The 26,117-nt window shown below is 51.4% G+C and carries 27 protein-coding genes and 1 pseudogene; 17 read left to right on the top strand and 11 right to left on the bottom strand.

The window, feature by feature from the left end:
• Nucleotides 1-2: 2 nt before the first annotated feature.
• A complete protein-coding gene (locus ACLHV8_RS22665; RefSeq protein WP_010791757.1) occupies nt 3-1,685 on the bottom strand; it encodes a Mu transposase C-terminal domain-containing protein in 1,683 nt (560 codons plus the stop codon).
• A gap of 149 nt (nt 1,686-1,834) precedes the next feature.
• Between ACLHV8_RS22665 and ACLHV8_RS22660 the strand changes: the two genes are divergently transcribed.
• Nucleotides 1,835-2,839, top strand: coding sequence for an IS110-like element IS4321 family transposase (locus tag ACLHV8_RS22660; protein WP_000427623.1), 1,005 nt, complete (start codon nt 1,835-1,837; stop codon nt 2,837-2,839).
• Between the two features lie 111 nt (nt 2,840-2,950).
• Nucleotides 2,951-3,496: a 3'-5' exonuclease gene (locus ACLHV8_RS22655; RefSeq protein ID WP_306307854.1), complete on the top strand. Its 546-nt coding sequence runs from the start codon at nt 2,951-2,953 to the stop codon at nt 3,494-3,496.
• 2 nt (nt 3,497-3,498) lie between these two features.
• Here the strand turns inward: ACLHV8_RS22655 and ACLHV8_RS22650 are convergent, their stop codons facing one another.
• Nucleotides 3,499-3,753, bottom strand: a complete 255-nt coding sequence (locus ACLHV8_RS22650; RefSeq protein WP_000880375.1) for a hypothetical protein — start codon at nt 3,751-3,753, stop codon at nt 3,499-3,501.
• 140 nt (nt 3,754-3,893) lie between these two features.
• Nucleotides 3,894-4,114: pseudogene (locus ACLHV8_RS22645) on the bottom strand (type I restriction-modification system subunit M N-terminal domain-containing protein); the annotation flags it as partial.
• A gap of 625 nt (nt 4,115-4,739) precedes the next feature.
• On the opposite strand from ACLHV8_RS22645, the gene ACLHV8_RS22640 reads away from it, so the two are divergent.
• Both ACLHV8_RS22640 and ACLHV8_RS22635 read left to right on the top strand, forming a co-directional pair.
• Complete coding sequence (locus tag ACLHV8_RS22640; RefSeq protein ID WP_001151572.1) at nt 4,740-5,081, top strand: hypothetical protein; 342 nt, start codon at nt 4,740-4,742, stop codon at nt 5,079-5,081.
• Between the two features lie 91 nt (nt 5,082-5,172).
• Nucleotides 5,173-5,364 carry a hypothetical protein gene (locus ACLHV8_RS22635; protein ID WP_000398479.1) on the top strand — a complete coding sequence of 64 codons (192 nt, stop codon included), beginning with the start codon at nt 5,173-5,175 and terminating at the stop codon, nt 5,362-5,364.
• 240 nt (nt 5,365-5,604) lie between these two features.
• Here the strand turns inward: ACLHV8_RS22635 and ACLHV8_RS22630 are convergent, their stop codons facing one another.
• From ACLHV8_RS22630 to ACLHV8_RS22595, 8 genes are all read right to left on the bottom strand, one after another.
• Nucleotides 5,605-6,060, bottom strand: a complete 456-nt coding sequence (locus ACLHV8_RS22630) for a hypothetical protein (protein ID WP_000374058.1) — start codon at nt 6,058-6,060, stop codon at nt 5,605-5,607.
• Between the two features lie 90 nt (nt 6,061-6,150).
• Nucleotides 6,151-7,392 (bottom strand): vWA domain-containing protein, encoded by a 1,242-nt coding sequence (locus tag ACLHV8_RS22625; protein WP_001053340.1) that lies wholly within the window; start codon nt 7,390-7,392, stop codon nt 6,151-6,153.
• Nucleotides 7,393-7,820: 428 nt separating this feature from the next.
• Nucleotides 7,821-8,396 carry a TerD family protein gene (locus ACLHV8_RS22620; RefSeq protein WP_000301247.1) on the bottom strand — a complete coding sequence of 192 codons (576 nt, stop codon included), beginning with the start codon at nt 8,394-8,396 and terminating at the stop codon, nt 7,821-7,823.
• Nucleotides 8,397-8,464: 68 nt separating this feature from the next.
• Nucleotides 8,465-9,043 carry a tellurium resistance membrane protein TerD gene (terD, locus tag ACLHV8_RS22615; protein WP_000116680.1) on the bottom strand — a complete coding sequence of 193 codons (579 nt, stop codon included), beginning with the start codon at nt 9,041-9,043 and terminating at the stop codon, nt 8,465-8,467.
• 48 nt (nt 9,044-9,091) lie between these two features.
• Nucleotides 9,092-10,132 (bottom strand): tellurium resistance membrane protein TerC, encoded by a 1,041-nt coding sequence (gene terC / locus ACLHV8_RS22610; RefSeq protein ID WP_000255079.1) that lies wholly within the window; start codon nt 10,130-10,132, stop codon nt 9,092-9,094.
• Nucleotides 10,133-10,154: 22 nt separating this feature from the next.
• Entirely contained in the window at nt 10,155-10,610 is a 456-nt protein-coding gene (locus ACLHV8_RS22605; protein ID WP_000007449.1) for a tellurite resistance TerB family protein, read from the bottom strand.
• Nucleotides 10,611-10,632: 22 nt separating this feature from the next.
• Nucleotides 10,633-11,790, bottom strand: a complete 1,158-nt coding sequence (locus ACLHV8_RS22600) for a TerD family protein (protein ID WP_001054786.1) — start codon at nt 11,788-11,790, stop codon at nt 10,633-10,635.
• On the bottom strand, nt 11,790-12,371 hold the full coding sequence (locus tag ACLHV8_RS22595; RefSeq protein ID WP_000254137.1) for a tellurium resistance-associated protein TerZ: 582 nt from the start codon (nt 12,369-12,371) through the stop codon (nt 11,790-11,792). The genes ACLHV8_RS22600 and ACLHV8_RS22595 overlap by 1 nt, the downstream gene beginning before the upstream one ends.
• A 320-nt stretch (nt 12,372-12,691) precedes the next feature.
• Between ACLHV8_RS22595 and ACLHV8_RS22590 the strand changes: the two genes are divergently transcribed.
• The 13 genes from ACLHV8_RS22590 to ACLHV8_RS22530 all read left to right on the top strand — a co-directional run bounded on the left by ACLHV8_RS22590 (nt 12,692) and on the right by ACLHV8_RS22530 (nt 26,099).
• The gene (locus ACLHV8_RS22590) at nt 12,692-13,750 is read left to right on the top strand and encodes an ATP-grasp domain-containing protein (RefSeq protein WP_012695441.1); all 1,059 of its coding nucleotides are present in this window, start codon (nt 12,692-12,694) and stop codon (nt 13,748-13,750) included.
• Nucleotides 13,751-13,759: 9 nt separating this feature from the next.
• Nucleotides 13,760-14,902, top strand: a complete 1,143-nt coding sequence (locus ACLHV8_RS22585) for a phosphoribosyltransferase domain-containing protein (RefSeq protein ID WP_001280115.1) — start codon at nt 13,760-13,762, stop codon at nt 14,900-14,902.
• Entirely contained in the window at nt 14,895-15,668 is a 774-nt protein-coding gene (locus ACLHV8_RS22580; RefSeq protein ID WP_001040058.1) for a hypothetical protein, read from the top strand. The genes ACLHV8_RS22585 and ACLHV8_RS22580 overlap by 8 nt, the downstream gene beginning before the upstream one ends.
• Before the next feature lies 1 nt (nt 15,669).
• Nucleotides 15,670-16,749 (top strand): cysteine protease StiP family protein, encoded by a 1,080-nt coding sequence (locus ACLHV8_RS22575; RefSeq protein WP_001585166.1) that lies wholly within the window; start codon nt 15,670-15,672, stop codon nt 16,747-16,749.
• Nucleotides 16,749-17,705: an HpcH/HpaI aldolase/citrate lyase family protein gene (locus ACLHV8_RS22570; protein WP_031942304.1), complete on the top strand. Its 957-nt coding sequence runs from the start codon at nt 16,749-16,751 to the stop codon at nt 17,703-17,705. The genes ACLHV8_RS22575 and ACLHV8_RS22570 overlap by 1 nt, the downstream gene beginning before the upstream one ends.
• A 10-nt stretch (nt 17,706-17,715) precedes the next feature.
• Nucleotides 17,716-18,924 carry a DUF4236 domain-containing protein gene (locus tag ACLHV8_RS22565; protein WP_011152964.1) on the top strand — a complete coding sequence of 403 codons (1,209 nt, stop codon included), beginning with the start codon at nt 17,716-17,718 and terminating at the stop codon, nt 18,922-18,924.
• Between the two features lie 17 nt (nt 18,925-18,941).
• The gene (terW, locus tag ACLHV8_RS22560; protein WP_001176767.1) at nt 18,942-19,409 is read left to right on the top strand and encodes a tellurium resistance protein TerW; all 468 of its coding nucleotides are present in this window, start codon (nt 18,942-18,944) and stop codon (nt 19,407-19,409) included.
• 462 nt (nt 19,410-19,871) lie between these two features.
• Nucleotides 19,872-20,510: a vWA domain-containing protein gene (locus ACLHV8_RS22555; protein ID WP_001253657.1), complete on the top strand. Its 639-nt coding sequence runs from the start codon at nt 19,872-19,874 to the stop codon at nt 20,508-20,510.
• A 22-nt stretch (nt 20,511-20,532) separates the two neighbouring features.
• The gene (locus ACLHV8_RS22550; protein WP_000116681.1) at nt 20,533-21,174 is read left to right on the top strand and encodes a TerD family protein; all 642 of its coding nucleotides are present in this window, start codon (nt 20,533-20,535) and stop codon (nt 21,172-21,174) included.
• On the top strand, nt 21,174-21,812 hold the full coding sequence (locus tag ACLHV8_RS22545; RefSeq protein WP_001253658.1) for a vWA domain-containing protein: 639 nt from the start codon (nt 21,174-21,176) through the stop codon (nt 21,810-21,812). The genes ACLHV8_RS22550 and ACLHV8_RS22545 overlap by 1 nt, the downstream gene beginning before the upstream one ends.
• An 84-nt stretch (nt 21,813-21,896) precedes the next feature.
• A complete protein-coding gene (locus ACLHV8_RS22540; RefSeq protein WP_001253656.1) occupies nt 21,897-22,937 on the top strand; it encodes a TerY-C metal binding domain-containing protein in 1,041 nt (346 codons plus the stop codon).
• Complete coding sequence (locus tag ACLHV8_RS22535; protein ID WP_000081060.1) at nt 22,937-24,574, top strand: PP2C family serine/threonine-protein phosphatase; 1,638 nt, start codon at nt 22,937-22,939, stop codon at nt 24,572-24,574. The genes ACLHV8_RS22540 and ACLHV8_RS22535 overlap by 1 nt, the downstream gene beginning before the upstream one ends.
• A gap of 25 nt (nt 24,575-24,599) precedes the next feature.
• A complete protein-coding gene (locus ACLHV8_RS22530; protein ID WP_001284318.1) occupies nt 24,600-26,099 on the top strand; it encodes a helix-hairpin-helix domain-containing protein in 1,500 nt (499 codons plus the stop codon).
• Nucleotides 26,100-26,117: the final 18 nt, after the last annotated feature.

Here is a 26,117-nt window from a genome sequence, read left to right as displayed (position 1 = left end):
GGCTACCACTCCTCAATCTGGTCGAACGGTTTGGCAGGTGGCTGGTTGTCTGCCTGCGGGTCAGCCATGTCCGCGTCCGGTGGTGGCGTGGTTTTGAAAAGAACTGCCGTTGCCTTGAGATGCTGGCGTCGATCCGCGTCGCGCCGCGCCTTGCGCGTAGCTTTCTGCGCGGTGGACACGATTTCGCGCATCTGGCCGATCATGCGAAACAGCGCCGACTCATCCACCTGTTCGCGCCCTTGCTGCCGCAATTTCGCCAGCGCCTGTCGTTGTTCCCAGAGGGTGACAGCCGGGTGCGACAAGGTGCGGTATGGAATTTCCAGATAGTGCTGCCCCTCCGGCTCCAGCACCCAAATGCGGCTGATGTCGCGCGGGTCGCGCCGGATCAGGAACGCAGGCAAGCGGTCGCGCCGAGCTATCCACGGCTTGAGCGCATCGGCGTAGTAATGGATGTGGTCGATGACGAAGCCGGTGCGGGTCAGCGTGCGGCGGATGATGGGCAGAAAATCGACCAGAAAAGCCGTGGTGCGAGTGATGACGGTTGGCACGCCGGTCCGCGCGATAGCTTCGGCCCAGCGCGCTGCCGGCGGCTGGAGCAGGCCGTTGTGCACGGAGCCGTGGTAGGTGCCGACCGCCAATGTGAGCCAGCGCTCCAGCTCACGCAGCGTCAGGGCGGCCTTGTTTTCGGAATCGTAGTCGCCGCGCTGGTCAGGGTTGGAGAAGGTCGTCCCTGGCAATTCGTCGTGGATCATCTGCATCGCCGTGCCGATGATCCGTTCCACGATGCCGCCGTAGTGCGGCTGCCCGAGCGGGCGATAGTCAAGCCGGATGCCATGCTGCTCGCAGCCTCGGCGTAGCGCTTCGCTCTTGAACTCGGCCGCGTTGTCCAGGTAGAGCAGCCTGGGCTTGCCGCTCATCGGCCACTCCATTTCTATGTTCAGACCCTCCAGCCAGGGACGCTTGTCGCAGGCGACATGCACAAGGCACAGGCCGACCGAAACAGATGACGGCGCTTCCAGCGTGACGACCATGCCGAGCACGCAGCGGGTAAACACGTCGATGGCGATGGTCAGATACGGACGGCCAATCGGTTGCCGGTCGCGCTCGTCCACCACGATCAGGTCGATGACCGTGTGATCAATCTGCACTTGTTCCAGTGGCGCGGTCACGGCGGGAGGCTCACCACCGACACCTTGCAGGCTGCGGGACGCATCCTGACCTTCCCGGCGGCGAGTGGCCTTGAGCGGATCGAGGCCGGCGATCCGCAGAGCCACGGTGTTGCGCGCCGGCGCCCGCAGCTTTTGCGCTTTGCAAGCCTGCGCGACCTCGCGGTGGAACGCTGCCAGGCTACGCTTCTGCTTGGTCAGGAAGCGCTTTTGCAGCAACTCGCGGATGATGCGCTCAACTGATTCCGGCAAGCGTCCCTTGCCTTTTCCGCCGCCGGATCGGCTGCGAGCCAGGTCCGTCACAAGCCCAGCACCTTGCCGGGCACGGCGGATTAGGACATACACCTGCCGCCTGGACAGGCCAAGCGCGTGAGCAGCGGCATCGGCGGCTTCATGCCCGACCACATCAAGCGCTGCCAGCGGCCCGATGATTTCCGCCCGTTGCCGGGCCTGCGCCCAAGCCGCATCGGGCAGGGTGGCCACGCCTTGCTCGGCAATCAATGATGTGTCTGACGCCATGCTCACACCTCGCTTTGGTGCACACGAGTATTGAGCATAGTCGAGATTGGTGCAGATGACTTCTGATATTGCGTTGTCAGGAGTCGCCTGCACATCTGGCGTTACGCCCCGTCAATTGGTGCAGTCGTCTTCTGAAAATGACAACTATCATGGAAAACATTGCGCTCATTGGTATCGATCTGGGTAAAAACTCTTTCCATATTCATTGCCAGGATCGTCGCGGGAAGGCTGTTTACCGTAAAAAATTTACCCGGCCAAAGTTGATCGAATTTTTGGCGACATGCCCCGCTACAACCATCGCAATGGAAGCCTGTGGCGGTTCTCACTTTATGGCACGCAAGTTGGAAGAGTTGGGGCATTCCCCAAAGCTGATATCACCACAATTTGTCCGCCCGTTCGTTAAAAGCAATAAAAACGACTTTGTCGACGCCGAAGCTATTTGTGAAGCTGCATCGCGTCCGTCTATGCGTTTTGTGCAGCCCAGAACGGAATCTCAGCAGGCAATGCGGGCTCTGCATCGTGTCCGTGAATCCCTGGTTCAGGATAAGGTAAAAACAACCAATCAAATGCATGCTTTTCTGCTGGAATTTGGCATTAGCGTTCCCCGAGGAGCTGCCGTTATTAGCCGACTGAGTACCATTCTTGAGGATAATAGTTTGCCTCTTTACCTCAGCCAGTTATTGCTGAAATTACAACAGCATTATCACTATCTTGTTGAGCAGATTAAAGATTTGGAATCCCAGTTGAAACGAAAGTTGGACGAAGATGAGGTTGGACAGCGCTTGCTGAGCATTCCCTGCGTCGGAACACTGACAGCGAGTACTATTTCAACTGAGATTGGCGACGGGAAGCAGTACGCCAGCAGCCGTGACTTTGCGGCGGCAACAGGGCTTGTACCTCGGCAGTACAGCACGGGAGGTAGGACGACATTGCTGGGAATTAGTAAGCGAGGTAATAAAAAGATCCGAACTTTGTTGGTTCAATGTGCCAGGGTATTCATACAAAAACTGGAACACCAGTCTGGCAAATTGGCCGATTGGGTCAGGGATTTACTGTGCCGGAAAAGCAACTTTGTCGTCACTTGTGCTCTGGCAAACAAGCTGGCCAGAATAGCCTGGGCCCTAACGGCACGACAGCAAACTTATGTAGCATAACGGCAGAAATACACCGGTTTAAAGAATTACTGATCTGGTTTTGCGAATACTGATATTGATGATACTAACGGCCCACCGGCCTGTTGAGGAACCTGTAAAACGGAAAGGCTCATTGAAGCCGTATATTTTCTGGAGGTTCATCAGGCGCGGAACTCATCAAGGCGCGGGAATAAAATCCCATTCAGACGCCGGATAGATTCAAGCAAGCCAACTTGTCGTCAAAATCGGTGTTGCAAAAACGGGAGTGACCATAGATTCCGTTTTCTGAGACGACCCCTGATCGGGCTGAATGAGCAGGAATTTCCTGGCGGCAAACCCGATGATGTTTACAGCGTTCGCACATCGATGAACACCCCTCCGGCCGAAGAGGAAATCGAGGAGGAACGTCGGCTGTTTTATGTCGGTATCACTCGCACAAAACAGCAGCTAAATCTGGTGGTCCCTCTTGATGAAGGGCTTGCGCGGTGGCTCAAAAACCGCTGGGATAGCACCCCGAAGAAGTCACCGATAGCTACTCGCTTCGTCTATGAGGCTGGCTGGACTGCTTGTGCGGTTACCAGTGATGCGATCTATAACAGCACGGTAGAGAAACAGAAGGCTGACTTCAGCAAGTTTCACCAATGGTATCTAAGAGATCTTCAGCGGCTAAAAGTCTAGGGCTACCGATACTTTTCGATTTCAGACAGGTGCTCGTTATCCAGATCAATTGTGGCTTTTCTTTCAGAAGCGAGCTTCTTCGCTCGCTTTGCATACTGAAGCCCCTTGGCTGGCTGCTCTCCGCGTAGGATCTGTTCAGCCTGCTTGCTCGTGCTGTGCCCCAGAAAGCGTTCGTACTGCTCGTCAGATACCTCAGTGCCGATCAGTCGTTCGATCCAGCCGCTTTTCGGCGGGTAACTTACGCCCAGCGCAAGCAACTGCCTTTTCTGTACCCACTATTTCCGGCGCGGCCGGCTTCAATCAAGGCTTTGGTTAGAACTACAGCCATTTGGGGACTCTCATACACAAACCTGAACCATGCGGGTCTGATTGGCGGTCAAGATAGCAGCGCATCGAAATCAACACTGAACTCTGCTTCTAAGAACTCAATCGTGGCTGGTTGGCTATCGAGCGATGCTTCCCGTGTAGACTCCAGTGCGCACTCCAATCGACGCAGCAGAGTAAACGGCAAAATGATCTTGCCGAAGTCGGTATGCTTGAAATCCCCCCCCACAGGTCTTCCGCGTTCTTCCAAATGAAATCAGCTTGCGAAGCAGCCGAACCTACGAACTCTGCCATCTTGGCCTCCAACCAACTTTTGCACGAAACGGCACATCTTCCAAAAGAGGGTTGTCAACCAAGTTTTGCACAAAACGGACTTTGATCCATTTCTAACTAAAATCTACAATCCAACCTCAGATTGCAAATAGCCTATGTTTATTACAGATGGTATGGTTCGTGTTTTTGTTTATTCGATGGCAACTGTACTCTTTCTGCCGCTTGGCTTGTTGAAAAGCACGTGGTGGTTTTCACCATTGTTTGCGATAGCTGCTATTGATTACTTAATGTTTCTGCGTCGACAAGGCTAGTTGCTGAACCTCATACCTCAGAGCAATCTGTATGTTTTTTACACCACTGGTTAAAAGGTCAGGCTACGTTCCTGACGTTTTTTAAAAAACAGTTTTATGTTTGATGCGTTACTGGTCTGTCTGGTAACCCAGTGGTACATTACCATTATTAAGGCTGGCTGGCGGTGGTGCATCATGCTTAAACGACCCTCTCTGAGCGTACTTTCCGACAGTCCTGTGCACCGCACCACTTACCCGGCAGGCCTATGTCTTGGTTATTCTTCGTTGTACCTTTTTCTTCAGCTTTATCCCTGACATGTCTGTCTGAACAGTTCTAAGCAAACCGGAATGTTGTCATGGCCAAAGTACAAGGGCTCTTTGTTGGATACCGAAAATTCGCTGTTGATCGCGACTGGCTTCGTCAGCAGGAAGAACAACGTTATCGGGATCGCCAGCGACAATTTGATGAATGGTCCAGGAAATGGGTCACTGTAACCAGGCTCAAAGAGACTCGTTTATGGACTGACGGAGCCATCAGGCGATGGTTGGGTGAACCTCAGCAGCAGGGTAAATATAAAGTTTTCCCCGTTGAAGCGGTTTTGGCTGCTGAGAAGTTGAATGAGTTTCGGCTCTGGCTTAAACCCCGACTGGAAAAGAAACGTGCCCAGCACCACCACTTTTTAATTCCATTTCTGTAAAGTAGAAACAACGGCAGTTCCGGCCGCATTCAAGGCTTCGGCATCTGGTCAGAAATAAAGCGCCATTTTTCAGTATAAGGGAGGTTAGATAGTGGAAGGTATTGAGACACTGAGTTTGCAGCTTGATGAGAATGAAACTATGGCCCTTGCTCAATTAGTTAAACGTCTGAGCTGGAGCGATCTTCGTGGCTGTGCTGTGAGTGACGAAGAAGCCTGGGTAATGAAAAGCGCAATTGAAAAATTACAACAGGCGTTAAGGGAAGAAGGTTATGCGCCTCGATGAGGCTGGCTTCGTTCTTTATTCCGATAACAAATTTGCTTAAGGACTAACTATGAGCCAGCACTGGTATGAGGTGAAAAGCAATCAGGGAATTGTTCAGGTGATTGTTGGGAGAAGATATTAATGTAATGCGTTTCTGCATTACATCAAGCAGATTAGCTTTTTCTGGTCAAAATAGACGATGTGATTTTTCTTTAGCCGAAGTCCATCCGCTCCCCACGCAACCGGTAAAGGTTCGCAGGTTTAATAAAGATAGGTTTCGTATCTCCCTAAGGGTGGGATAGGTAAACTCATAATGGCATCTGTGTTTACTATGTAAGTATTCGGGTAAAATTCATCTAATACAGTAAAGTTTAGTTTCTTACAAAAGCTTAATAAATATGGGTTTTTCACGTCTTCTATTACAACATCGCACCAGGGATTCGATTCACAGCAAAGCTTCAGAAAAGACTTAAACCATCCCTTGTTTTGTATTTCTTCCGGAAGCCGTACCACATGTATGGTCAGACAATCTCCATGATAACGATTAGTACTTTGTCTAAGCCCTACAACAATCCCCTTTTCTTGAATCTGTACACCTGCCTGATGCTCTTTCATGTCGGGCGTATAGTGCCTTGCTCTGTTTAACCAGGCCACCAGCTGCTGAGCCGTACTTGGTGATTCTTCAGCTATCCATTTCAGGTACTTGATGCGGTCCATATGCGCCTCCCTGTACGATTTCCAATGAACAAAGGCTCTACAGTATTAAGCTGCTGTAGAGCTCATTCAACCAAGCTCAAACTGTGCGTATTAAAGGATGCCTAACCTTTTTGTTTCATCGATCCACGGTCTGAATTCTTCCAGTAGATTATCATATAACTTTTCATCGCTAATCGAACCGAAATCATCCATGGCAAAGAAGTGGGTGTTATCAACCCGGCGGTCAGTAAAGTCATCCAGATTTTTGAGGATACCGTAGCTTGAACCACCCAGGCCGACAAACTTCCAGAAGATGGGGTAGTTGGCAGAACGCCGGATTGCATCTTTAATCGCCCGGGTCTTGCTGATCCCGCCATCGGTAATAAATACAACATACACCGGGATTTTCGAGTCCTTAAAGTAGTCGACTATTTCTTCCATCACAGGAGGCTCGTTGTTTGTCCCTCCGAGGCCCGGCAGGTTCTCCCAGGCTGAACGCTTTCCAGCCCCGCGAATGGACTGAATATATGTGTCCAGGTTGTCCAGTGTGACGTTTGGATACTTCTTATGCTTCTCTCCAAATCCCCAGACATCCATTTCACCGTCGTCGTCGAACTGGGCGGCAAGAACGGCGATGCGGTCCAGCACAGACTGAACGTTACCCTTACTGAACTGGCCACTCATTGAGCCGGATGCGTCAAGTACAAATGCAACCGCTGCCTCAAGGGTGTCCAGTTTATTTTTAGTAAGACTGACCGAGGCTTTTTTAGCGAGGCTTACAAGGCGCGGAGATCTGGTTTCCAGTTTCTTTTCCAGACTGATACGAGCAGGCTTTGCTGGCTGCGGAGCTGGCTGTGCGACATCAACGCCATAGCTAATGGCCAGAGGCTCAAGACCACCGTTGAAACCCTGCCCGAGCGCACGAAGCTTCCAGGCGCCATTGTGCCGATATACTTCACCCAGGATAATTGCTTTCTCACTGCGGCCCTGAGTCTCAGCCTGGAACTCAGCGATTCCTTGAGCCTGCATGCTCAACGAACTGAGCCCACTGATGGTATCTTCACCATCAATGACAACTGTGATTGCAATTTTACTGATGTTCGCAGGAACACGATCCAGTGCTATCTCAATGCTGGACTGCTGAGAACCGGTAACGAGCTTTACTGCCCCTTCAGGAGAAGACAGATTATTGTAAAAGATAAAGTCAGAATCGCCGCTGACCTTTCCCTGAGCATTAAGCAGGAACAGGCAGGTATCGGGTTCGCCTTTAAAGCCGGATTTGGTAGGGTACTGAAGATTCAGCCTGATCGCAGATTGCTGAAGTGGTATGTTTTGTCCGGATTGTAGATTCACATTAACTCTCCTGATTTTTGATTATTTTAAAGCGCAGCGTTTATATAGGTTCCCCTGGCTTAGTTCAGGACGCTGGATTTCTGGTGAGGCGTATATATGGTGTGACACCATATTTCATCACGTTGAAGTTTCTATACCTGTTGAATTGGAATTTCCATTGGTCGGGTATTTTATCTTCCAGAACCCGTGCCTTCATAAGTCGCAAACGTAACATATATCAGAGGGGCATGCTGTTGATATAAGGCACGGAATACAGGCTTTAACCAGCAACCAGAGAAAAATCCGTTTCCTGCCTTTAAAAGGCTCACGTCAGAATTAACATCTCTCTGCTTTCTGAGATTCCCGAACCCTTTCTGCCCCCCCCCTCCTGATAGCGGATCGCAACCAAAAAAAACCCCGGCATTGCCGGGGTATGATTCAGCGTTATTTTAGATGTTAACGCCGTGCTGGGAGGCAAGAGCCGCCAGGCCACCGGCAAAGCCCTGACCGACAGCTTTAAACTTCCACTCAGCGCCATGACGATACAGTTCACCGAAGACCATAGCGGTTTCGGTTGAGGCATCTTCAGACAGATCGAAACGGGCAATTTCCGTGCCGTTGTCGTTGTTGTAAACGCGCATGAAGCTGTTGCTCACCATGCCGAAGTTTTGTTTACGCGCTTCTGCATCATAGATGGTAACGGCAAACACCAGTTTTTTGATATCTGCTGAGACTTTGGTCAGATCGATTTTGACCTGCTCATCGTCGCCGTCGCCTTCACCGGTACGGTTGTCGCCCTGGTGCTCTACCGCGCCATCAGGGCTGGTTTTGTTATTGAAGAAAATGAAATGCGCATCTGACAACACTTTACCGTCTTCGCCTACTGCGAACACGGAAGCGTCCAGGTCAAAACCCTGACCATCGGTTACACGGGCATCCCAGCCTAGGCCAACCATAGCAACATTCATGGTTGGTGCTTCTTTGGTCAGAGATACATTGCCGCCTTTTACGAGAGAAACTGCCATTTTTAGCTCCTGCAAACAGTTGAATGAGGGCTGCATTAACAGCCCCGGGTAGAAAAGTTACTTTTTGATCAGGACGCGTTAATGCCGTACTGAGCACATACAGATGCCAGACCACCAGCATAACCCTGACCTACTGCGCGGAATTTCCACTCACCATTGTGGCGATACAGCTCGCCGAACAGCATGGCAGTCTCAGTGGACGCATCTTCGGTCAGATCGTAGCGAGCAACTTCAGTCTGGTTATCGTCATTAACCAGACGAATAAACGCACCGGATACCTGACCAAAGCTCTGGCGACGAGCCTGAGCATCGTGGATGGTCACAACGAAGATGATCTTGTCAACTTCAGACGGGACGGCGTCCAGTTTAATTTTCAGCGATTCATCATCACCATCGCCCTCACCGGTGCGGTTATCGCCGGTGTGCGTTACGGAACCGTCGGATGACGTCAGGTTGTTATAGAAGATGAAATCTGAATCGCCGCGCACTTTGCCGTTTGAGGCCAGCAGGAATGCTGAAGCATCCAGGTCAAAGTCCTGACCGTCTGTTGAACGCGCATCCCAGCCAAGGCCCACCAGGACGTTTTTCATTGACGGAGCTGCTTTACTTAGGGAGACGTTCCCGCCTTTGGAAAGAGAAACACTCATAAAATAACCTCTTCGATTAGTAATTGTTCAGGTTAACACTTAAGGGGATTAACTCCCCTTTTCCTCAGATTCAGGTTTGCCCGGGAACATGACGCTTGCGAGAATGCCCAGCGCCAGTACACCCAGTACAACATACAGGCTGGTTGTTGCCGCGATGCTGTAACCATGATGCCAGATGTGATCGGTCGCATTCAGGCCGAGTTTTGCCGCGATGAAGAACAGTAGCACGATAACGGCCTTCTCCAGATGAACCAGGTACTGTTTCAGTGCCTCAAGGACAAAGTACAGAGTACGCAGGCCCAGGATAGCAAACATCATGGCACTATAGACGATAAGCGGTTCACGACTGACGGCAATGATTGCCGGTACCGAGTCAAACGCGAACATTACGTCCGAGAGTTCAACCACAGCCACACACAGGAACAGCGGGGTCGCATACAGCGCCGCTTTTTTACCACGGCCAATGGTGACATCGCTGTTTTCTGGTTTCGCCAGTTCAGCATCCACTTCCTTCTGGTTAAGCAGGAAGGCATGCCCTCTGAGCTTCGGCCAGATAGGGAAGAAGCGTTTAACCATGCGGTAAGCCAGATGCTGGGAGTAATCCTCAATTTCATCATCGTCATCACCGCTTTTAAGCATCATGACCGCTGTCCAGGCAACGATAATAGCGAAGACAACTTCAACATACGGCCCCAGACTCAGCAGGCTCGTACCGATGGCGACAAAGATGCCCCTGAAGACAATGGCACCAATGATCCCCCAGTAGAGAACACGGTGGCGATAACGATCCGGAACGGCGAACCAGGAGAAGATGGCCATCATGACGAACAGGTTATCGACCGACAGCACTTTCTCCAGCGCATAACCCGTGACAAACAGACTGGCAACCTCAGCACCGTGGTGGATATAGAGGAAACCGGCAAATGCCATCGCAACCACAACCCAGAATACGGACCAGAGCGCCGCACTCTTCAGCGAAATAGGCTTGTCATCACGGTGCATAAACAGGTCAATAAAGATGGCACCGACTGAAAGCGCAATAAAAACAATGACCGTTTCAGTCGGGAAGCCGATGTGTGTGGAAACCATATTTTACCCTTAGGGATGTGGATCAGAGGCCAAATTCAGCCGGGTCGAAGCCCAACGCGATAGCGATCTCGCGGGAGGCCAGTTTCTCGTCCTGATCGAAGTTACCGTCACTTTTCGCAACGGCAATACCAACACGTAAGGCCAGCTGAGCGGCCTCAGGCTGATCTTTCAGCGCCAGGATGTATTTCATGGTTTCGCCCTTGCCGATTTCAACATCGAAATCGAAGCTTGAAACCAGTTTATTGAAGAACTCAATCACCTCATTGGTATCGAAGACCTTCAGCTCTTCTGAAGAGCGCAGAAAGCCCATCATTTTCTGCTTTTCTTCCGAACTTACGCCGTCACTCGATACGGCAATACGGGCACATACAGCAACGGTGCCCTGCATGAATTTTTTGTTTTTGAAACGGCCAACCTGGCGGGTCAGTTCGTCACGGCCTGAGTTAATGGCACCTTTAACTTTGTCGAAAAAGCTCATACCTGTTTCCTTTGTTGCTGTGTTATTTAGAACCGGCGCTCCAGCGAAATCCCCAGCCAAATGCCCGGTCCATTTCGTCCTGGCCTTTGAAGTACTGGTTAATTCGCTCGACTTTAATTGCGCCGTTTTCGTTTACGAGTCTGGCAATGGCGCACAATGTGCGACGGTTTTCACCTTCGGTCAGGCGGGTCTCAATGGGCGGTTGATCCGGCACATGAATGGTGACCACACCATCAGTCTTGTCCCAGCTGGGAACACCTTCATAAATAAAGGCGTAAATCAGCACTTCGCGGATATGCTTCCATTCACGTCCATTGATATGCAGCCACTCGCCGTCTGATACATCACCCGTCCGGTCATCGCCCTTGAGCTGAACATACGGTTCATCGCGATAATCACCGAATGCATTACCGAGCGCCTGAATGACCGATTTATACCCGTCCTGAAGCTCAACAAAGGCCCCCAGATCCAGGTCGATTCCTTTGGAGCCGAACATGCCTGCAAAGCCTGATTTGCCGCTGCCCCGGTGCCAGTTCAGGTTGATCCGGATTTCACCGAAGTTATCCCGTTTGGTCAGGCTGATTGCAGGCTTCTCTTTTGTCAGCGATACCTTGCTCAGGCTGATTTTTGTCTCAACTGGCGGAGGGGTTACAACCGGAGGAGTCGGGGCTGCGGGAGCCGGTTCGTCGGCAATATTTACGCCGAAATGCTCTGCCAGCGGTTTAAGTCCACCGTTGAACCCCTGCGCAACGAAGCGGAATTTCCAGTCATTATTACGACGGTAAAATTCACCCAGAATTAAGGCTGCTTCCTGACGGCCGCTCAGTTCGACACTGCCGCTAACCAGGCCGGTAGCCCCTTGCTCCACGTCGATGGAAAGATTACGAAGACCGGACACCGTCTGCCCACCGTCACAGGTCACGGTGAACGCAATTTTCTGGACATCAGGTTTCAGCCGGTTGAGCGCGACAGTAAAGGTTGAGTACTGGCCTTCACTGACCAGGCTGACGGTACCATCATCGTTACGTGGCTGACCATAAAACACCATGTCCGCATCACCCTGCACCTTCCCGTCGGCATACAGGCGAAACGCCGAAGCATCCACCTGGCCGCCCGAGGTGATCCGGACCCGCAACTCCTGGGCTGGAACGGGGGCATTGCCCCCCGGCGTCAGGTTCATTAGCGAATAACCGCTGAAACGATATCGGAGTGCATATCGTCAATTGTGCGGCCGCGACAGGCATGGCCAAGGGCGGTAAAGTCCCAGTTGCCGTTATTACGGCGCAGCGAAGAAATAACGATCCCGGTATGTGAGCCCTGCTCAGTCAGCTTGTAGCGAGCCAGCTCTTTGCCGGTTTGATCGACAACGCGGCAGAACGCGTTTTCGACGTCATTGAACGACTGACCACGGAAGCTGTTTACCGTAAACGCCAGGTATTCAACGTTTGCAGGCAGTCGGGAGAGGTTGACATTAATCACCTCATCGTCACCGTCACCTTCACCGGTCAGGTTATCGCCACTGTGCACAACAGCGCCGCAGGTGGATTCCAGTTTGCGGAACCAGATGGTGTCAATTGTTTTACCGGTGCTGTCCATTAATACGCAGCCAGCATCGAGATCGATTGAGTCGTTGCCTCCAAACAATCCTCCAAGAAGACCTTTTTTCTTAACCGGATCCCAACCGAGACCGAAATGAAGCTGGCTTAATGCAGATGATTCTTTGCTGAGTGATACCGTCTGGTTCTTAACTAATGAAACCATGTTTTATTCCTTAAAATGGTAATGACCGAGACAATCAAAGGTATATTTAGTAACTGACGAAGAAAATCATATCATGATGAAGTTCTCTGACAAGGGAAATTTTGGTAGTTTTCTGTAAAAACACAAAAAGAAATCCTTTTCAGGGTGTTAATTTTCTAAGTTTAATTTAAATATCAATGTGTTATCAGGAATCCAAAAAACCTGACGCACTCCATAACCACAGGAGTTATAAATCATATTATGATTGACATGTAGCTTAGACACTCATAGACTCACTTCTCAATCATAAATTTGCATGGCGTTCCGGATAATTAAAAAAAATGAACAAGAAAATTTGGTTTATGGAAGGTTTATCCTCCCAGCGAGATATTATTCAGGGGGTAAAATCATTTGCAAAAAAAAATAATTTTGCCATTACCGTTTTTGCCTCCCACCGTAACGAAAGAAATGAAATCCTTTCCGTTGCCGACTATTCTTTGACTGAACCTGAAGATCCTCAAAAACGTCTTCAGTTTATCCAGGAAACCATTCAGTCCTACGGCATCCACCATATTCATACTGGCCGTAACAGCCAGTGGTTTGAAGAACACCGTTCAGCCATTGAATCGACCGGTGCCACCCTTACTACCGGTGCAACGGGCGTCGACTGGTTAACTCTGGCTGACGAAAAAGTTACTTTTGCTCAGTTTATGGAGCAAAAGGGTCTCCCGGTCGTACCATCCTGGCGGGTGAATACGCTGGCAGAATTAAAAACACACCTCGCGGCCCCGCCGTTCACTGACAGCCCGGTATGCGTGAAGCCGGTGACGGGTATCTATGGCATGGGATTCTGGCGCTTTGATGACAGTGCTTCGCCTATGGCCGTCTTTAATCATCCCGAACATCGTCTGGTCAGTCCGCAACAGTATATTGCAGCAGCATCAGCTGCTGAGTCGTTTAAACCCCTTGTTTTGATGCCGTACCTGCCAGGCCCGGAATTTTCCGTCGATATCCTCGCGGATAAGGGCGAAATACTCGCAGCCGTGGGACGCCGTAAGGAAGGGGTTATCCAGTATCTGGTAAACGAAGGAAGCGCCTGGGAACTGGCGTGTGACTGCGCCAGGGTTATGAAGGCCGACGGGCTGGTGAATGTTCAGACGCGAAACGATGTGAATGGCAACCCGGTGCTGCTTGAAACCAACATGCGTCCGTCAGGGGGGGTGGGTTATACCCTTCACAGCGGGGTGAACCTTCCTGGGTTATTTGCTGCCTTTAAGCTCGGTCTGATGTCTGAAGATATGGTGCGCCAGAGCGCTAAAAACACCTTTTCTCCGGTTGCGGTGAGATCCATTACGGATGTAATTGCATACCCGGAATCACTCTCTAACCTTCTGAATTAAGGCGTATTTATGTCTGATATCCTCGAAGATATGATTTATCGCCGTACCCTCTCATGCGGTACGATTCAGGTAACCCGCGACCAGGGTGAAGTTTCGCTCGATGACCTGTTTGACATCGCTGAAAGACGTAACCCGAAACGCGCCTTTCTGTTTGTCAGCAAAGTACTCGGCAGGCACATTCCCGTGCCACCCTCAGTCATGCGGCAGGCCTACAGACAGCTTGCCAGCCAGTTCCCCTCGACACTGACAGGACCCGTACTGTTTATCGGTATGGCTGAAACCGCCGTTGGGCTTGGGGCCGGTGTATTTGATGAAGTGCGCCACCAGCATCCTGAATCTGTCTATCTGACCTCTACCCGTCACCCGGTTGATGGCACGTTGCTTTGCGAGTTCAAGGAAGAACACAGCCACGCCACCGATCATCTGATCTATCTGCCAGATGATGAAGAGAAAAGACGTCGTGTTACCAACGCACGAACGCTGGTTTTGATTGATGACGAGGCAACCACCGGTAATACCTTTATTAACCTGCTTTCAGCCCTGCGTAATACCGGCAAGCTTCAACATATTGAACAGGTTATAGCCGTTACGCTTACCGACTGGAGTGGCAAAGCCTTGTCCGAGCGCAGCACCTTACCAGTCACTTCGGTTTCTCTTGTAAGCGGTAAGTGGGGATGGACCCCATTACCTGATGCACCTGTCCCGGACATGCCGAAAGTCAACGTAACTTCACGAGGAGAATGGGACATCCAGGGAAAACAGTCCTGGGGCCGACTGGGGATGCTCGCACCTGCGGCCGATCTCGGCCATGAGGTCTCCGTCCACAAGGGGGAACGTATTCTGGTTCTCGGGACCGGGGAATTCGTCTGGGAGCCGTTCCTGCTTGCTGAACGGCTCGAAGCTGCCGGAGCACAGGCATTTTATGGATCGACCACCCGCTCCCCTATCGCCGTTGGTTATGCCATTGAGTCCGCCATTTCCTTTACGGATAACTACGGGCTGGGCATCCCCAATTTTGTCTATAACGTCGCCCACCAGCAGTTTGACCGCATTCTTGTGTGTACTGAGACACCCGCAGAAAGTATTGACACGCAGCTTCTTAAAGCGCTGGCTGAGGTTGCGGCCGTCGTGGAGATTGTTACCTATGAATAAACCCGTTGTTCTGAGCGACCTTGACGACACGCTCTTTCAGACCCGTCGTAAAATGGTGGACGAGCTGGCCCTGGAGCCATTCCGTACCGGTGCCGTTGATCGCACCCTGAATCCACGAAGCTTTATGACGGAAGAACAGTCCATGTTGGTGGACTGGCTCCTGGAGCAGGCTGAACTCATACCCGTTACCGCACGGGGAACTGAAGAAATCAGCCGCGTACGGATCCCTTTCCACTCCTGGGCAATCACCACTCACGGGGCCGTCATTCTCACGCCAGAAGGCAAACCCGACGAGGAGTGGAAGGCCCATATGCTCGGCCAGCTGGCTCCCTATCAGGAAAAGCTGACATCGATGCAGCGTCTGATCACTGAAATGATGGACGCAAAAGGGATCAATGCCTGGGCAAGGCTGAACTTCGAATACGGTGAAACGGCGGTTTATATGGTGATGAAGCACCGCGACAGCACCCGCCTTGACGAGCTCAATGCCATTGCAGATGAGATAGAAACGGTGTTTCCGACCGAGGGCTTCTACATCCACCGCAACAGTAATAACGTGGCCTGGCTTCCCACCGCGGTTGAGAAAGGGCTGGCAGTCAGATGGCTTCTTGAAAAACTTCGGGCTGAACGCGGAGTCTTCCCCGTAATTGGTCTGGGCGACAGCCTGAGCGATCATCGTTTTATGAAACTGTGCAGCTGGTTTGGCATCCCGCGTCAGAGTCAGTTTGCAGATGCCATTTCACAGCGAATTTTTGGAGAAAATTAAAATGCAGCCACATGACACATTTACCGGCTCATACCAGCCCGGTGACGTGGAATTTCTGCTAAAGCCGGTAGTCATTGAGATGACGCCGGTTGAGCAAAAAGAAGAGCTGATTCAGTCAGGGAAGAAACATTATTCGGACATGCTCAGTCAGGAGCCAGCGCCAACACAATGGCATCTTGATTTGTTTCACCGGGCGCTGGATCGGGGCGCAGAGAGACTTGCAAAAGAAGTCACACAGCTCGCTATTGCTCTGGCCGAACGCTTCGGTGATGAGCCCATTGTACTGGCCAGTCTCGTCAGAGCTGGCGTGCCGCTCGGCGTTATGCTGCACCAGGCCCTGCGTGACATGGGGAAAACCTCATGGCATTACGGTATCAGCATTATCCGGGATCGTGGAATTGACGGTGCAGCCCTCGACGTCATTGAAGAGCGCCATGGTACCAGCGGTATTGTCTTTGTTGACGGATGGACAGGTAAAGGCGCAATTACCGGAGAGCTTGTACGCGCACTGAAAGATCGCCCGGGCTATCCTGAGCAGCCGCGACTGGTTGTCCTGGCCGATCCCTGTGGCTGCTCCTGGCTTGCAGCCAGTGATGATGACTGGCTCATTCCTTTTGGCATCATGGGTGCGCCGGTATCAGGCCTGATCTCCCGGTCAGTATGGTCCTCTGAAGGATTACATGGGTGCATGGTTTGCGAGCATCTCAGTGAATTCGAATGCAGCCGGATGCTTGTCGATACCGTCGCCCATTTCCGTAAGAAGTTAACCCCGTCATCCCTCGCTACCCTGAGCTGGAATATGGAGTCAGCCCGGGTCTTATGGCAGACAAGTCGCGACGTTATCGCGTTCCTGGCCGATGAATTTAAAGTGGACAGCGTCAATCGTATTAAACCCGGTATTGCTGAAGCAACCCGGGCTGTATTACGTCGGGTACCGGACCATGTATTTGTGCGTTCTATTGACGACCCGGACGTTGCCTTGCTTGTAGGGCTTGCTCGTGAAAAGGGAATAGTTGTTACAGAAATGGGGGGAACCCTCGGCCAGTATCGGGCTGTAACCATTATCAAGAAGGTACTCTGATGAAAAATCGTCTTTCTCCCTGGAATCTGGGAGCCACGCTATACATGCCTGCAACACGGGAAGATATTGCTGATGCCGTCCTGCACGGGAAAATCCCGGGTTTGCGCTCTCTGGTGATTTGCCTGGAGGATGCTGTCAGTGAAGCAGACATCCCCATCGCCCTCAAAAATCTGGAGCACCTGCTGCACGAGCTCAGTAACAGCATGCGTAGCCTGGGTAAAAATGACTGGCCTCTGGTGTTCATTCGCCCCCGGCATGCCGACATGGGCAGATGGTTAAAAGCGCATTATGATCTTTCCGCTGTCGATGGGTTTGTGTTGCCGAAATTTACCCTCAGTTCGTTAGCTGAATGGTGGGATATCATGGGCGGGACTCACCTGTGCATGATGCCAACGCTGGAAACAGAAGACGTCTTTGACGTGGTTCAGATGCGCGAGCTGGCCACTCGCCTGGTGGAACATCCCTGCCACGACCGCATTATTGCGCTTCGAATCGGCGGCAACGATCTTATGAACGTTGTGTCGCTTCGCCGCCCCCGGGACCTGACGCTGTATGACAGCCCGATGGGCTACGTCATCAAAATGCTCGTTTCAGTCTTCGGCCCGCGTGATTTTGCCCTGACCGCGCCCGTATGTGAGCATATTGACGATCATGCCGTTATGGCCAGAGAGCTGGCTCTTGATATGGCACATGGGCTTGTTGGGAAAACGGCCATTCACCCGGGTCAGATAGAGGTCATTCAAAACGCGCTGATGGTCACTCAGGGTGAGTATTCTGACGCTCTGCGGATCCTGAACTCTACCCAGGCCGTGTTTAAGTCGCAGGGAGCAATGTGTGAACCCGCCACACATCGCCGCTGGGCGGCTGGCATTCTGGACAGAGCTCGTTTTTATGGGTTACAGAACGAGCAAAGCGCTGATGGAATCAGATTACTTACCGTGACCCAGCATCATTAAGGAAATCATAATGGGGTTCAGGTTCAGAAAGTCGATCAACATTATTCCTGGCGTTCGCCTCAACCTGAGTAACGGTGCACCGAGCCTGAGTGTCGGGCCGAGAGGTGCTTCCGTTTCTTTTGGTAGCCGGGGGACCTATGCCAATCTGGGCTTGCCCGGTACCGGGCTGAGTTACCGTACCCGGCTTGACCGGGCCGCGCGTTCCGGAGGTGGAAACCGGACGGCAACCGACCCGGGGCTCAGACAGGCGCTTGAGCAGGAAGCCGCTGAACTCATGTCAGCGGTAACCGCAATCCGTAATATTCACGAGCTGACGCCGGATCCAAAAACAGGCATCAGCTGGGCAGAGCTGGAAGCAGTATACCTGCATAACAGAACGTCGCCTTTTCAGGTTCCGGCACCGGTGCGTCCAGAAAAGCCAGACTACCTTGCATTGCCGGAAAAGCCTGCCGAGAGCGAAGGCATTAGTTTTCTGGGTAAATGGTTTGAATCGGAATCAGCTAAAGCTGAGCGCCACGCCGAAAATCTTCGCCGGTGGCAGCAGGAGCTGATTGATGTGGAGCGTGAGAATACCCTTCGACAGCACCGGTACCAGCAACAACGGACGGCCTGGGCCGAACAGTATGCAAACTGGAAGTTTGAAGCAGAAGAACATGAAAAACGGCTCGCCACGGCTCAGGCAGATGCCCGGCAGCAGTTCCGGACAGACGCCGCGTTTTTCGAATCATACCTGGCGGGTGTGCTGGCAGAAACTGAATGGCCGCGTGAAACGATTGTTGCATTTGAAGTAAAGCCGGAGCTATCAGCAGTCCTGCTGGACGTTGATTTAGCTGAGATTGAAGATTTCCCTGATAAGATTTACGGCGTTAATGCCCGGGGCACGGAGCTGACGGAAAAAGCCATGACGCAAAAAGCCGTACGCGAAAACTATGCCCGCCACGTCCATGGCTGCTTGTTCCGCCTGGTCGGTATCGTTTTACATACGCTACCTTTCGACAACGTGATTGTGTCAGGCTTTACGCAACGGGTCAGTAAGCGGACCGGCTATCTGGAGGATGAGTATATCCTGTCCTGCAAATGCACTCGCAGCCAGATGTCGTCAGTAAATTTTGCAGGCATAGAACACATTGATCCGGTTGAAGCGTTAGGCGATCACCCGGTTATTCGAAAGATGAGCAGTACCTTCATTTTTCAGCCTATTGAACCACTAACCCTTTAAGCAGGCTAAATCTTACGATGCAATTAAATACCAGACAGGCCCGGATTTTTAAGCTTGCCAACTTACTGGGCACCGGCAAGCCCGTTTCCGCTGCCGACATTATAACCAGTCTGGAATGCTCAGAGCCGACATTAACCCGGGCCCTCAAAGAGCTACGCGAGTCATATTCTGCGGAGATCAAATACAGCAAGGCAGGTCATTCCTACCATCTCGTTAATCCGGGCCAGCTGGATAAAAAGACCCTTCGCCGGATGAATGAAGCGCTCGCACAGAATGCTGAACTGAAAACCGGTGAGTCTACAGGGAAGGTCGTACTCGATAAGGATAAAAAAACAGCCGTGTCCTTATCGCTACGCATGCGGATCTTAAGAAAAATTGACCGTCTGGCTGCGCTGAGTGGCTCGACCCGAAGTGAAGCGGTAGAGAAGCTGGCTCTGCACTCCGTTGACGAACTGATAAAAGAATACAGCGCTAAAAAGTCCTGACGCTAAATCTCAGACCGGGGTGAAAACCCCGGTTTTGTCATATTTTACCTCTGTATTGGCGTGACGTAGTTTTGATCTATTCTCCTCCCGCAATGCCAGCAGCGCCTTACTGACTACAAAACCTGGTGTCTTGACATCCTCTTGTGCTACACATCAATCTTTGGGCGTTTTACACTCCATTCATGCAGATCTGTGATGTATGATGAATTTCATACATAAGACAGTTTATTTGTCCGAGTTTTTTCAGAAATCTTATATTCCAGTCCGGTCTGAATTATTTTTCTGTTGATAAGAGGCCATTCACATGTCGGTAATTCTATGGTGGTTAACTTATTTCTTTAATGCCGCTTCTGAGTATTTAATCTCCACCCGACAGATGTCGTGCCGTTTTATCAAATCAACAAACCCTGGCCTCTTCCTGAAACTACTCTCCTCTTCCGATCTCTTAAGAAGGAATTACATTTGAGACGCTTACCCGTATATCTGCTACTCGACACGTCCGGCTCTATGCACGGAGAGCCTATCGAAGCGGTTAAAAATGGCGTTCAGACGCTGCTTACCACGCTGAAACAGGATCCGTATGCACTCGAAACGGCTCACGTGTCAGTGATCACCTTTGATTCTTCAGCCCGACAGGCAGTCCCCCTGACAGACCTCCTGAGTTTCCAGATGCCAGCACTAACAGCCAGCGGCACCACGTCTCTTGGCGAAGCGCTTTCCCTCACGGCCAGCTCCATTGCCAAAGAAGTACAGAAAACGACGGCTGACACTAAAGGTGACTGGCGTCCCCTTGTATTCCTGATGACGGATGGAAGTCCGAATGATGACTGGCGTAAAGGCCTGAATGACTTTAAAGCGGCCAGAACCGGCGTTGTTGTGGCATGTGCAGCCGGGCATGATGCCGATACCAGCGTCCTCAAAGAAATCACTGAAATCGTGGTTCAGCTCGATACAGCTGACAGTTCGACGATTAAAGCTTTCTTTAAATGGGTCAGTGCGAGCATTTCGGTAGGCAGTCAGAAAGTGGAGTCCAGCAAAAAAGAAGTGATCGGTCTTGAAGACCTGCCACCGCCGCCGCCAGAAGTAAATGTGGTCTTATAATTTTATTGATTAAGGGGATATCATGTCTGTCAGTCTGAGCAAAGGCCAGGGCGTAAGCCTGAAAAAAAATGAATACGATCTCTCGTCCGTTACTATCGGCCTCGGTTGGGATATTAATGAGGAAAAGAAAGGTTTTCTCGGCGGGATCTTTGGTAAAAAAGAAGAAGAATACGACCTTGATGTGATCGCTTTCCTGTGTAATTCAGCCGGAAAGGTGACCGATCTCGGCAATGTGGAAAATGGTAAACCAACGCTTGTGAATGGCGATATCATCTTTTTCAACAGCCTTCGCCATAAGTCAGGCAATATCTGGCTGACGGGCGATAACCGAACCGGAGCCGGTGACGGTGACGATGAGCAAATTATTGTGCGCCTGAATTCCCTTGACGCTCAGTACGAGAAAATTGTGTTCATCGTTCAGATCTACAATGGTGAAAAGCTCCAGCAGCACTTTGGTAAAGTTCAGAATGCCTTCATCCGGGCAGTAGATGCCCGTAATATTGAAATGGCACGATTCGATCTTTCTGGCGGACCCGCCTTCGCCAGCCAGCGCTCCATGGTCTTTGCCGAGCTGATACGCGAGGCTACAGGCTGGAAACTCAGGGCAATTGGTGAGCCTTCAGAATCAGATTCGTTTGTCTCGCACCTGAGGAATTACATGTGATGCGCCGCCTGCCTGTTTACCTTGTTATCGACACATCCGGCTCGATGCGCGGTGAGTCAATCCATTCCGTTAACGTTGGAATTCAGGCGATGCTTAGCGCTCTTCGCCAGGATCCCTACGCCCTCGAAAGCGTTCATATCTCCATTATCACCTATGACAATGAGGCGCGTGAGTTCATTCCTCTCACGCCGCTGGAAGACTTCCAGTTTTCTGACATCGTTGTGCCAAGCGCAGGCGGGACGTTCACCGGTGCTGCCCTTGAATGTCTGATGCAGTGTGTTGAACGGGATGTACGTCGCTCAGATGGTGATACCAAAGGAGACTGGCGTCCTCTGGTATTCCTGATGACTGATGGAACCCCTTCTGATGCCCTGGCGTACGGTGAAGCGGTAAAAGCGATTCGCGGCCGGGGATTCGGATCCATCATTGCCTGCGCCGTTGGTCCTAAAGCAGGCCATGAGCACTTAAAACAGCTCACCGATAAGGTTGTGTCTCTGGAGACGCTAGATTCAACCGCGTTTGCAGGTTTCTTTAAATGGGTATCGGCCAGCGTGTCTTCCGGCAGCACAAGCGCGGGGATTAATAACGGAACTGATACCCTTCCCCCTCCTCCACCAGAAATCCAGCTGGTGCTCTGACAGACAGAAAGGTGCTGTTTCCGGGCAGCACCTTTCTGTACAGCAACGTTTTCTGCTGGCCGTACCAGCCGTACGAGGAAAATTATGAGACGCCTTCCCGTGTTTTTTGTCCTGGACTGTTCAGAGTCCATGATTGGTGAAAACCTGAAAAAAATGACTGATGGTCTGCAAATGATCGTCGGAGATTTAAGAAAGGATCCACACGCACTTGAAACAGCCTGGGTCTCGGTAATCGCATTTGCCGGTGTAGCCCGTACGATTGTACCTCTTCACGAAATTGCCTCGTTCTACCCTCCCCGCCTTCCCGTTGGCGGCGGTACGAGCCTTGGAGCTGCATTGCGTGAGCTGACCGTGCAAATTGATACCCAGGTCAGAAAAACCACTCATGAGGCTAAAGGCGACTGGAAACCCGTCGTGTATCTCCTTACCGACGGACGTCCGACTGACGACACAACCGCAGAAGTGAAGCGCTGGAAGGATCACTACGCGAGTAAAGTGAATCTCATTGCCGTTGGCCTGGGGCCGTCAGCGGACCTGAATATCCTGCGGCAACTGACAGAGAATGTCATGCTGTTCACCGAATCTCAGGAAGGGGACTTTACCCGCTTCATCAAATGGATCACGGCCTCGGTTACGGCGCACAGCCGCAGCGTCGGGGACGACAAACAACCTGAGCTCAGCCAGACTGAATACATAGTCCGGCTGGCCAAGGACGAGCCAGTAAAAGCGTACGACGAAAACTGCGTTACGCTTACCGGCCGTTGCAGCAAGACCCGTCGTCCGTACCTGATGAAGTATGAACGGCCACCAGCAAGGGTTTCCGGGCTCGATTTCAGTCTGAACCTGAACAGCTTTAATATTGCCGGATGCTATCCCATCGATGAGGACTATTTTGCGTGGTCAGATGCCACCGCTACCGGTTTGCAGGTAAATACCAGCGAACTGCATGGCGTACCGGGTTGCCCCCACTGCGGTAATGCCAGTGCGTTTGCCCTGTGCTCATGCGGAAAGTTGCTGTGTATTGACGGCCCGGATGACGTGATCTGCCCGTGGTGTGAAACAGGCCTGTCATTCAGCAATGATGGCGGAAACACTAACTTCGACGTAAACAGAGGGAGAGGTTGATGTCGCAAAATGCTTTACTTGAAGAGAAGATTATCCGCTTAGTTCTGTCTGAGCTGGGCCACCCTGTTGAAGGTGAGCGGCTTTTACTTCTATCGCAGGACCCATCCCTTACCGAAGAAATTATGCGGCTTAAAGAGCGGATTGAGAGCCTTGCACAGGGTTTATCTGCGCGGGTTAGCGAAGGTGATAACGACGCAGAGATTGCCGCCTCGTCAGCATCCAGTCTTTCCGATCAGCAACAAACGGTCGTAAGTGTTGCTGATAACCCGGGCATTGACGCTACCGATACATCAGCACTGCAACCCCTGCCAGAAAATGAGCCTCATCCTCCGTTCTGGAAGCTGATGCCTTATTACGAATTTGATAAACCAGCACAGAGGGAAGACGAAAACCTGTCTTCCCTGGTATTAAAACCCGGGCAGATACCGACAGGCCAGCAGCGGGCCAGCTTAGCTGTGCCACCTGCCGTTCCCCCGAGAGCTAAAATAACGATCCCCAACGCCCGCGCAGGCGAACGTTTCTCTTCGCCGGTTGCTATCGTTCTGGGTGAGGGCCAGCAGGCTACTGTCAGGGACGTTGTCTTTCCCCGGAACATTGGCCTGTCTTTTGACAAAGAACAGGAGTTGCTGACAGGTACTCCCACCGAAAGCGGCGATATAGAGCTTTCAGTAATCTGGTCATGCACGTCGCACGACGAATGTGAAACAAAACAGCTATTTATAATCAATCCCGATCCGAGAAGCCTGTGGAAGGTGGTAGAGCCACCAGCAGACGCTCCCTACCCTAAGTCCCATCTGGACGCTGCTGGCCTGGTCAGGGGTGATATACGTATTGCTGCCGCCAGTCGCCGGGGACGCTCTCATGAGCATGCCGGAAGCTTCAGAGATGACGACTTCTACATCAACCACTGCCAGGAAACAGGATGGTCTGTCATGCTGGTCGCAGACGGAGCCGGTAGTGCGGTAAATTCCCGGGAAGGCTCCCGGATTGCAGTCAAAACGGCTGGCGATTACCTTTTAAATCAGCTCAGTGGTGTGAAAGGCGTCCATTTAAAGCAGCACATCACGGCGTGGGAAGGGAGCGATCAGCAGGCAACAATAAACGCCATGCTTCATCATTTTAAACAGGCAGCTACGCTCGCGGTCAACAGTATCCAGAACGAAGCCATTTGTGCAGAACAACCTGTGAAATCCTATTCAACAACCCTTCTGGCAACTGTAGCGCTACGAACTGATAACGAGCTGTTTGCGACTGCATTCTGGCTTGGTGATGGTGCGATAGGTGCATACAGCCCTTCCGGTAAAGTCAGGATACTGGGAAATCCCGATAGCGGAGAATACGCAGGACAAACCCGTTTCCTTGACCAGAGCATTATCGCAGACCCCTCGTTTAGCGGCCGCATCAGCGTGGGTAAATGGAATGATGTATCTCACTTGATCCTCATGACAGACGGCGTCTCAGACCCTCTGTTTGAGACGGATAATGGGCTTCGCAGTGACGAAAAATGGACCCGTCTCGTTGATGAGCTCAACCCTGTCCTTACAGACGCCAGTATTGCGCCTGAGAGGTTAGGCGACTGGCTTAACTTTTTCTCCACAGGGAACCATGATGACCGCACTATTGCGGTGTTGTGGTAAGGGATACGCTTTTTCGGTGATCAATATGGCAAATATCGTTACGTGCAAAACAAAGGACGGCGAAACAGTCCAGTATGTTGACGAGGTAATTGGTTCGGGCTCGATGAAGGATGTTTACTTTTCGCCTGATAAATCATACGTCGTCGCTTTTTATCATAAACCGCAGAACGAGCAGGCCCGGGATCGGATTGATATGATCACCGGACGCTACAGGCAAAACATTTTTGGCCAGTCCGGAGGTGAATACTGGAAGGACCTGTTTTGCTGGCCGACCCATGTTGTTGAGCATGGGCATAAAATCGGCATCGTGGTTCCAACCTACAAAAGCTACTTTTTCTTTAAATACGGCTCTAAAAACGATGATTTTCTTGGCATAAAAGGTCGTGAAAAGGAAGGCAAATGGTTTGCCAGCGCCAGCAACCAGAACAAATTTCTCGACCCACGTGAACGAGGCAATACGCTTACCTATCTCAAGGTCTGTCTGCTGCTGACAAGAGCCGTCAGAAGGATGCATGCGGCAGGTCTCTGTCACAGCGATCTAAGCTATAAAAACGTGCTTATCGATCCAGAAATGGGACATGCCTGCATCATTGACGTAGACGGCCTGGTTGTCCCTGGAAAGTATCCTCCCGACGTGGTGGGCACCCCGGATTTTATCGCTCCGGAAGTGGTGAAAACCAGTCATCTTTCCAAAGAGGATCCGAACCGCGTATTGCCAAGCATTACTACTGACCGTCATGCGCTGTCGGTGCTTATCTACATGTATCTGTTCTTCCGTCATCCGCTACGTGGCGGAAAAATACATGACATGTCGGATGAAGTACGTGATGAGACCTTATCTATGGGTGAGAAGGCACTCTTCATTGAACATCCGACAGACAAAAGCAATGCAGTCAAAGTCAGTCAGCTATCGTCCTTTTCACTGCCCTGGGCTGACCCGGAGAAAATTCCTTACACCATCATGGGCCCTTATCTGACACCTTTGTTTGAGCGCGCCTTTATAGATGGCTTACACGATGCCACTAAACGCCCGACCGCCGATGAGTGGGAAAGCGCCCTGGTTAAAACAGTCGATCTGATACAGCCCTGCCAGAACAAGGCGTGTGAACAGAAATGGTACGTTTTCTCGGGTAAGACAAAGCCGGTTTGTCCCTACTGCGGTACGCCATACAAGGGTAAATTACCGGTTCTAAATTTATATTCTTCCCGAAAGGAAGGCAGTTATCGTCCTGACGACCACCGGTTGATGGTGTGGAGCGGGCAGTCAATCTATGCGTGGCATGTGAATCGCCTCATTGCGCCAAATGAGCGTACAACCGATTTGCAAAGGAAACGAGTTGGGTATTTTGTTTTCCATAACGATCAGTGGTGGTTAGTAAATGAAGGCATAAATGGGCTTATGTCATTACCGGATAAACGACAGATTGCCATTGGGGAAAAAATTGAACTGACGAATAACGCTCAGTTTGTTCTGTCAAAGGAGGAAGGCGGCAGGCTGGTCGTCGTTCAGTTAGTAGAAAACTAACGGACGCCCATAACGACT

This window comes from Enterobacter sp. CPE_E863, assembly GCF_046521465.1.
GTDB lineage: Bacteria > Pseudomonadota > Gammaproteobacteria > Enterobacterales > Enterobacteriaceae > Enterobacter > Enterobacter adelaidei.
Note: the sequence above shows the minus strand (reverse complement) of the source record. Positions and strands in the feature narration are given on the sequence as shown.

Bases quoted from the DNA above. Each gene is read 5' to 3' on its own strand.
- ACLHV8_RS22565 (WP_011152964.1), top strand. From the start codon at position 17,716: ATGGGGTTCAGGTTCAGAAAGTCGATCAACATTATTCCTGGCGTTCGC.
- ACLHV8_RS22590 (WP_012695441.1), top strand. From the start codon at position 12,692: ATGAACAAGAAAATTTGGTTTATGGAAGGTTTATCCTCCCAGCGAGAT.
- ACLHV8_RS22530 (WP_001284318.1), top strand. From the start codon at position 24,600: ATGGCAAATATCGTTACGTGCAAAACAAAGGACGGCGAAACAGTCCAG.
- ACLHV8_RS22620 (WP_000301247.1), bottom strand. From the start codon at position 8,396: ATGGCAGTTTCTCTCGTAAAAGGCGGCAATGTATCTCTGACCAAAGAA.
- ACLHV8_RS22540 (WP_001253656.1), top strand. From the start codon at position 21,897: ATGAGACGCCTTCCCGTGTTTTTTGTCCTGGACTGTTCAGAGTCCATG.
- ACLHV8_RS22660 (WP_000427623.1), top strand. From the start codon at position 1,835: ATGGAAAACATTGCGCTCATTGGTATCGATCTGGGTAAAAACTCTTTC.
- ACLHV8_RS22585 (WP_001280115.1), top strand. From the start codon at position 13,760: ATGTCTGATATCCTCGAAGATATGATTTATCGCCGTACCCTCTCATGC.
- ACLHV8_RS22605 (WP_000007449.1), bottom strand. From the start codon at position 10,610: ATGAGCTTTTTCGACAAAGTTAAAGGTGCCATTAACTCAGGCCGTGAC.
- ACLHV8_RS22580 (WP_001040058.1), top strand. From the start codon at position 14,895: ATGAATAAACCCGTTGTTCTGAGCGACCTTGACGACACGCTCTTTCAG.
- ACLHV8_RS22545 (WP_001253658.1), top strand. From the start codon at position 21,174: ATGCGCCGCCTGCCTGTTTACCTTGTTATCGACACATCCGGCTCGATG.
- ACLHV8_RS22640 (WP_001151572.1), top strand. From the start codon at position 4,740: ATGGCCAAAGTACAAGGGCTCTTTGTTGGATACCGAAAATTCGCTGTT.
- ACLHV8_RS22600 (WP_001054786.1), bottom strand. From the start codon at position 11,790: ATGAACCTGACGCCGGGGGGCAATGCCCCCGTTCCAGCCCAGGAGTTG.
- ACLHV8_RS22575 (WP_001585166.1), top strand. From the start codon at position 15,670: ATGCAGCCACATGACACATTTACCGGCTCATACCAGCCCGGTGACGTG.
- terD (WP_000116680.1), bottom strand. From the start codon at position 9,043: ATGAGTGTTTCTCTTTCCAAAGGCGGGAACGTCTCCCTAAGTAAAGCA.
- ACLHV8_RS22570 (WP_031942304.1), top strand. From the start codon at position 16,749: ATGAAAAATCGTCTTTCTCCCTGGAATCTGGGAGCCACGCTATACATG.
- ACLHV8_RS22535 (WP_000081060.1), top strand. From the start codon at position 22,937: ATGTCGCAAAATGCTTTACTTGAAGAGAAGATTATCCGCTTAGTTCTG.
- terW (WP_001176767.1), top strand. From the start codon at position 18,942: ATGCAATTAAATACCAGACAGGCCCGGATTTTTAAGCTTGCCAACTTA.
- ACLHV8_RS22630 (WP_000374058.1), bottom strand. From the start codon at position 6,060: ATGGACCGCATCAAGTACCTGAAATGGATAGCTGAAGAATCACCAAGT.
- ACLHV8_RS22665 (WP_010791757.1), bottom strand. From the start codon at position 1,685: ATGGCGTCAGACACATCATTGATTGCCGAGCAAGGCGTGGCCACCCTG.
- terC (WP_000255079.1), bottom strand. From the start codon at position 10,132: ATGGTTTCCACACACATCGGCTTCCCGACTGAAACGGTCATTGTTTTT.
- ACLHV8_RS22595 (WP_000254137.1), bottom strand. From the start codon at position 12,371: ATGGTTTCATTAGTTAAGAACCAGACGGTATCACTCAGCAAAGAATCA.
- ACLHV8_RS22550 (WP_000116681.1), top strand. From the start codon at position 20,533: ATGTCTGTCAGTCTGAGCAAAGGCCAGGGCGTAAGCCTGAAAAAAAAT.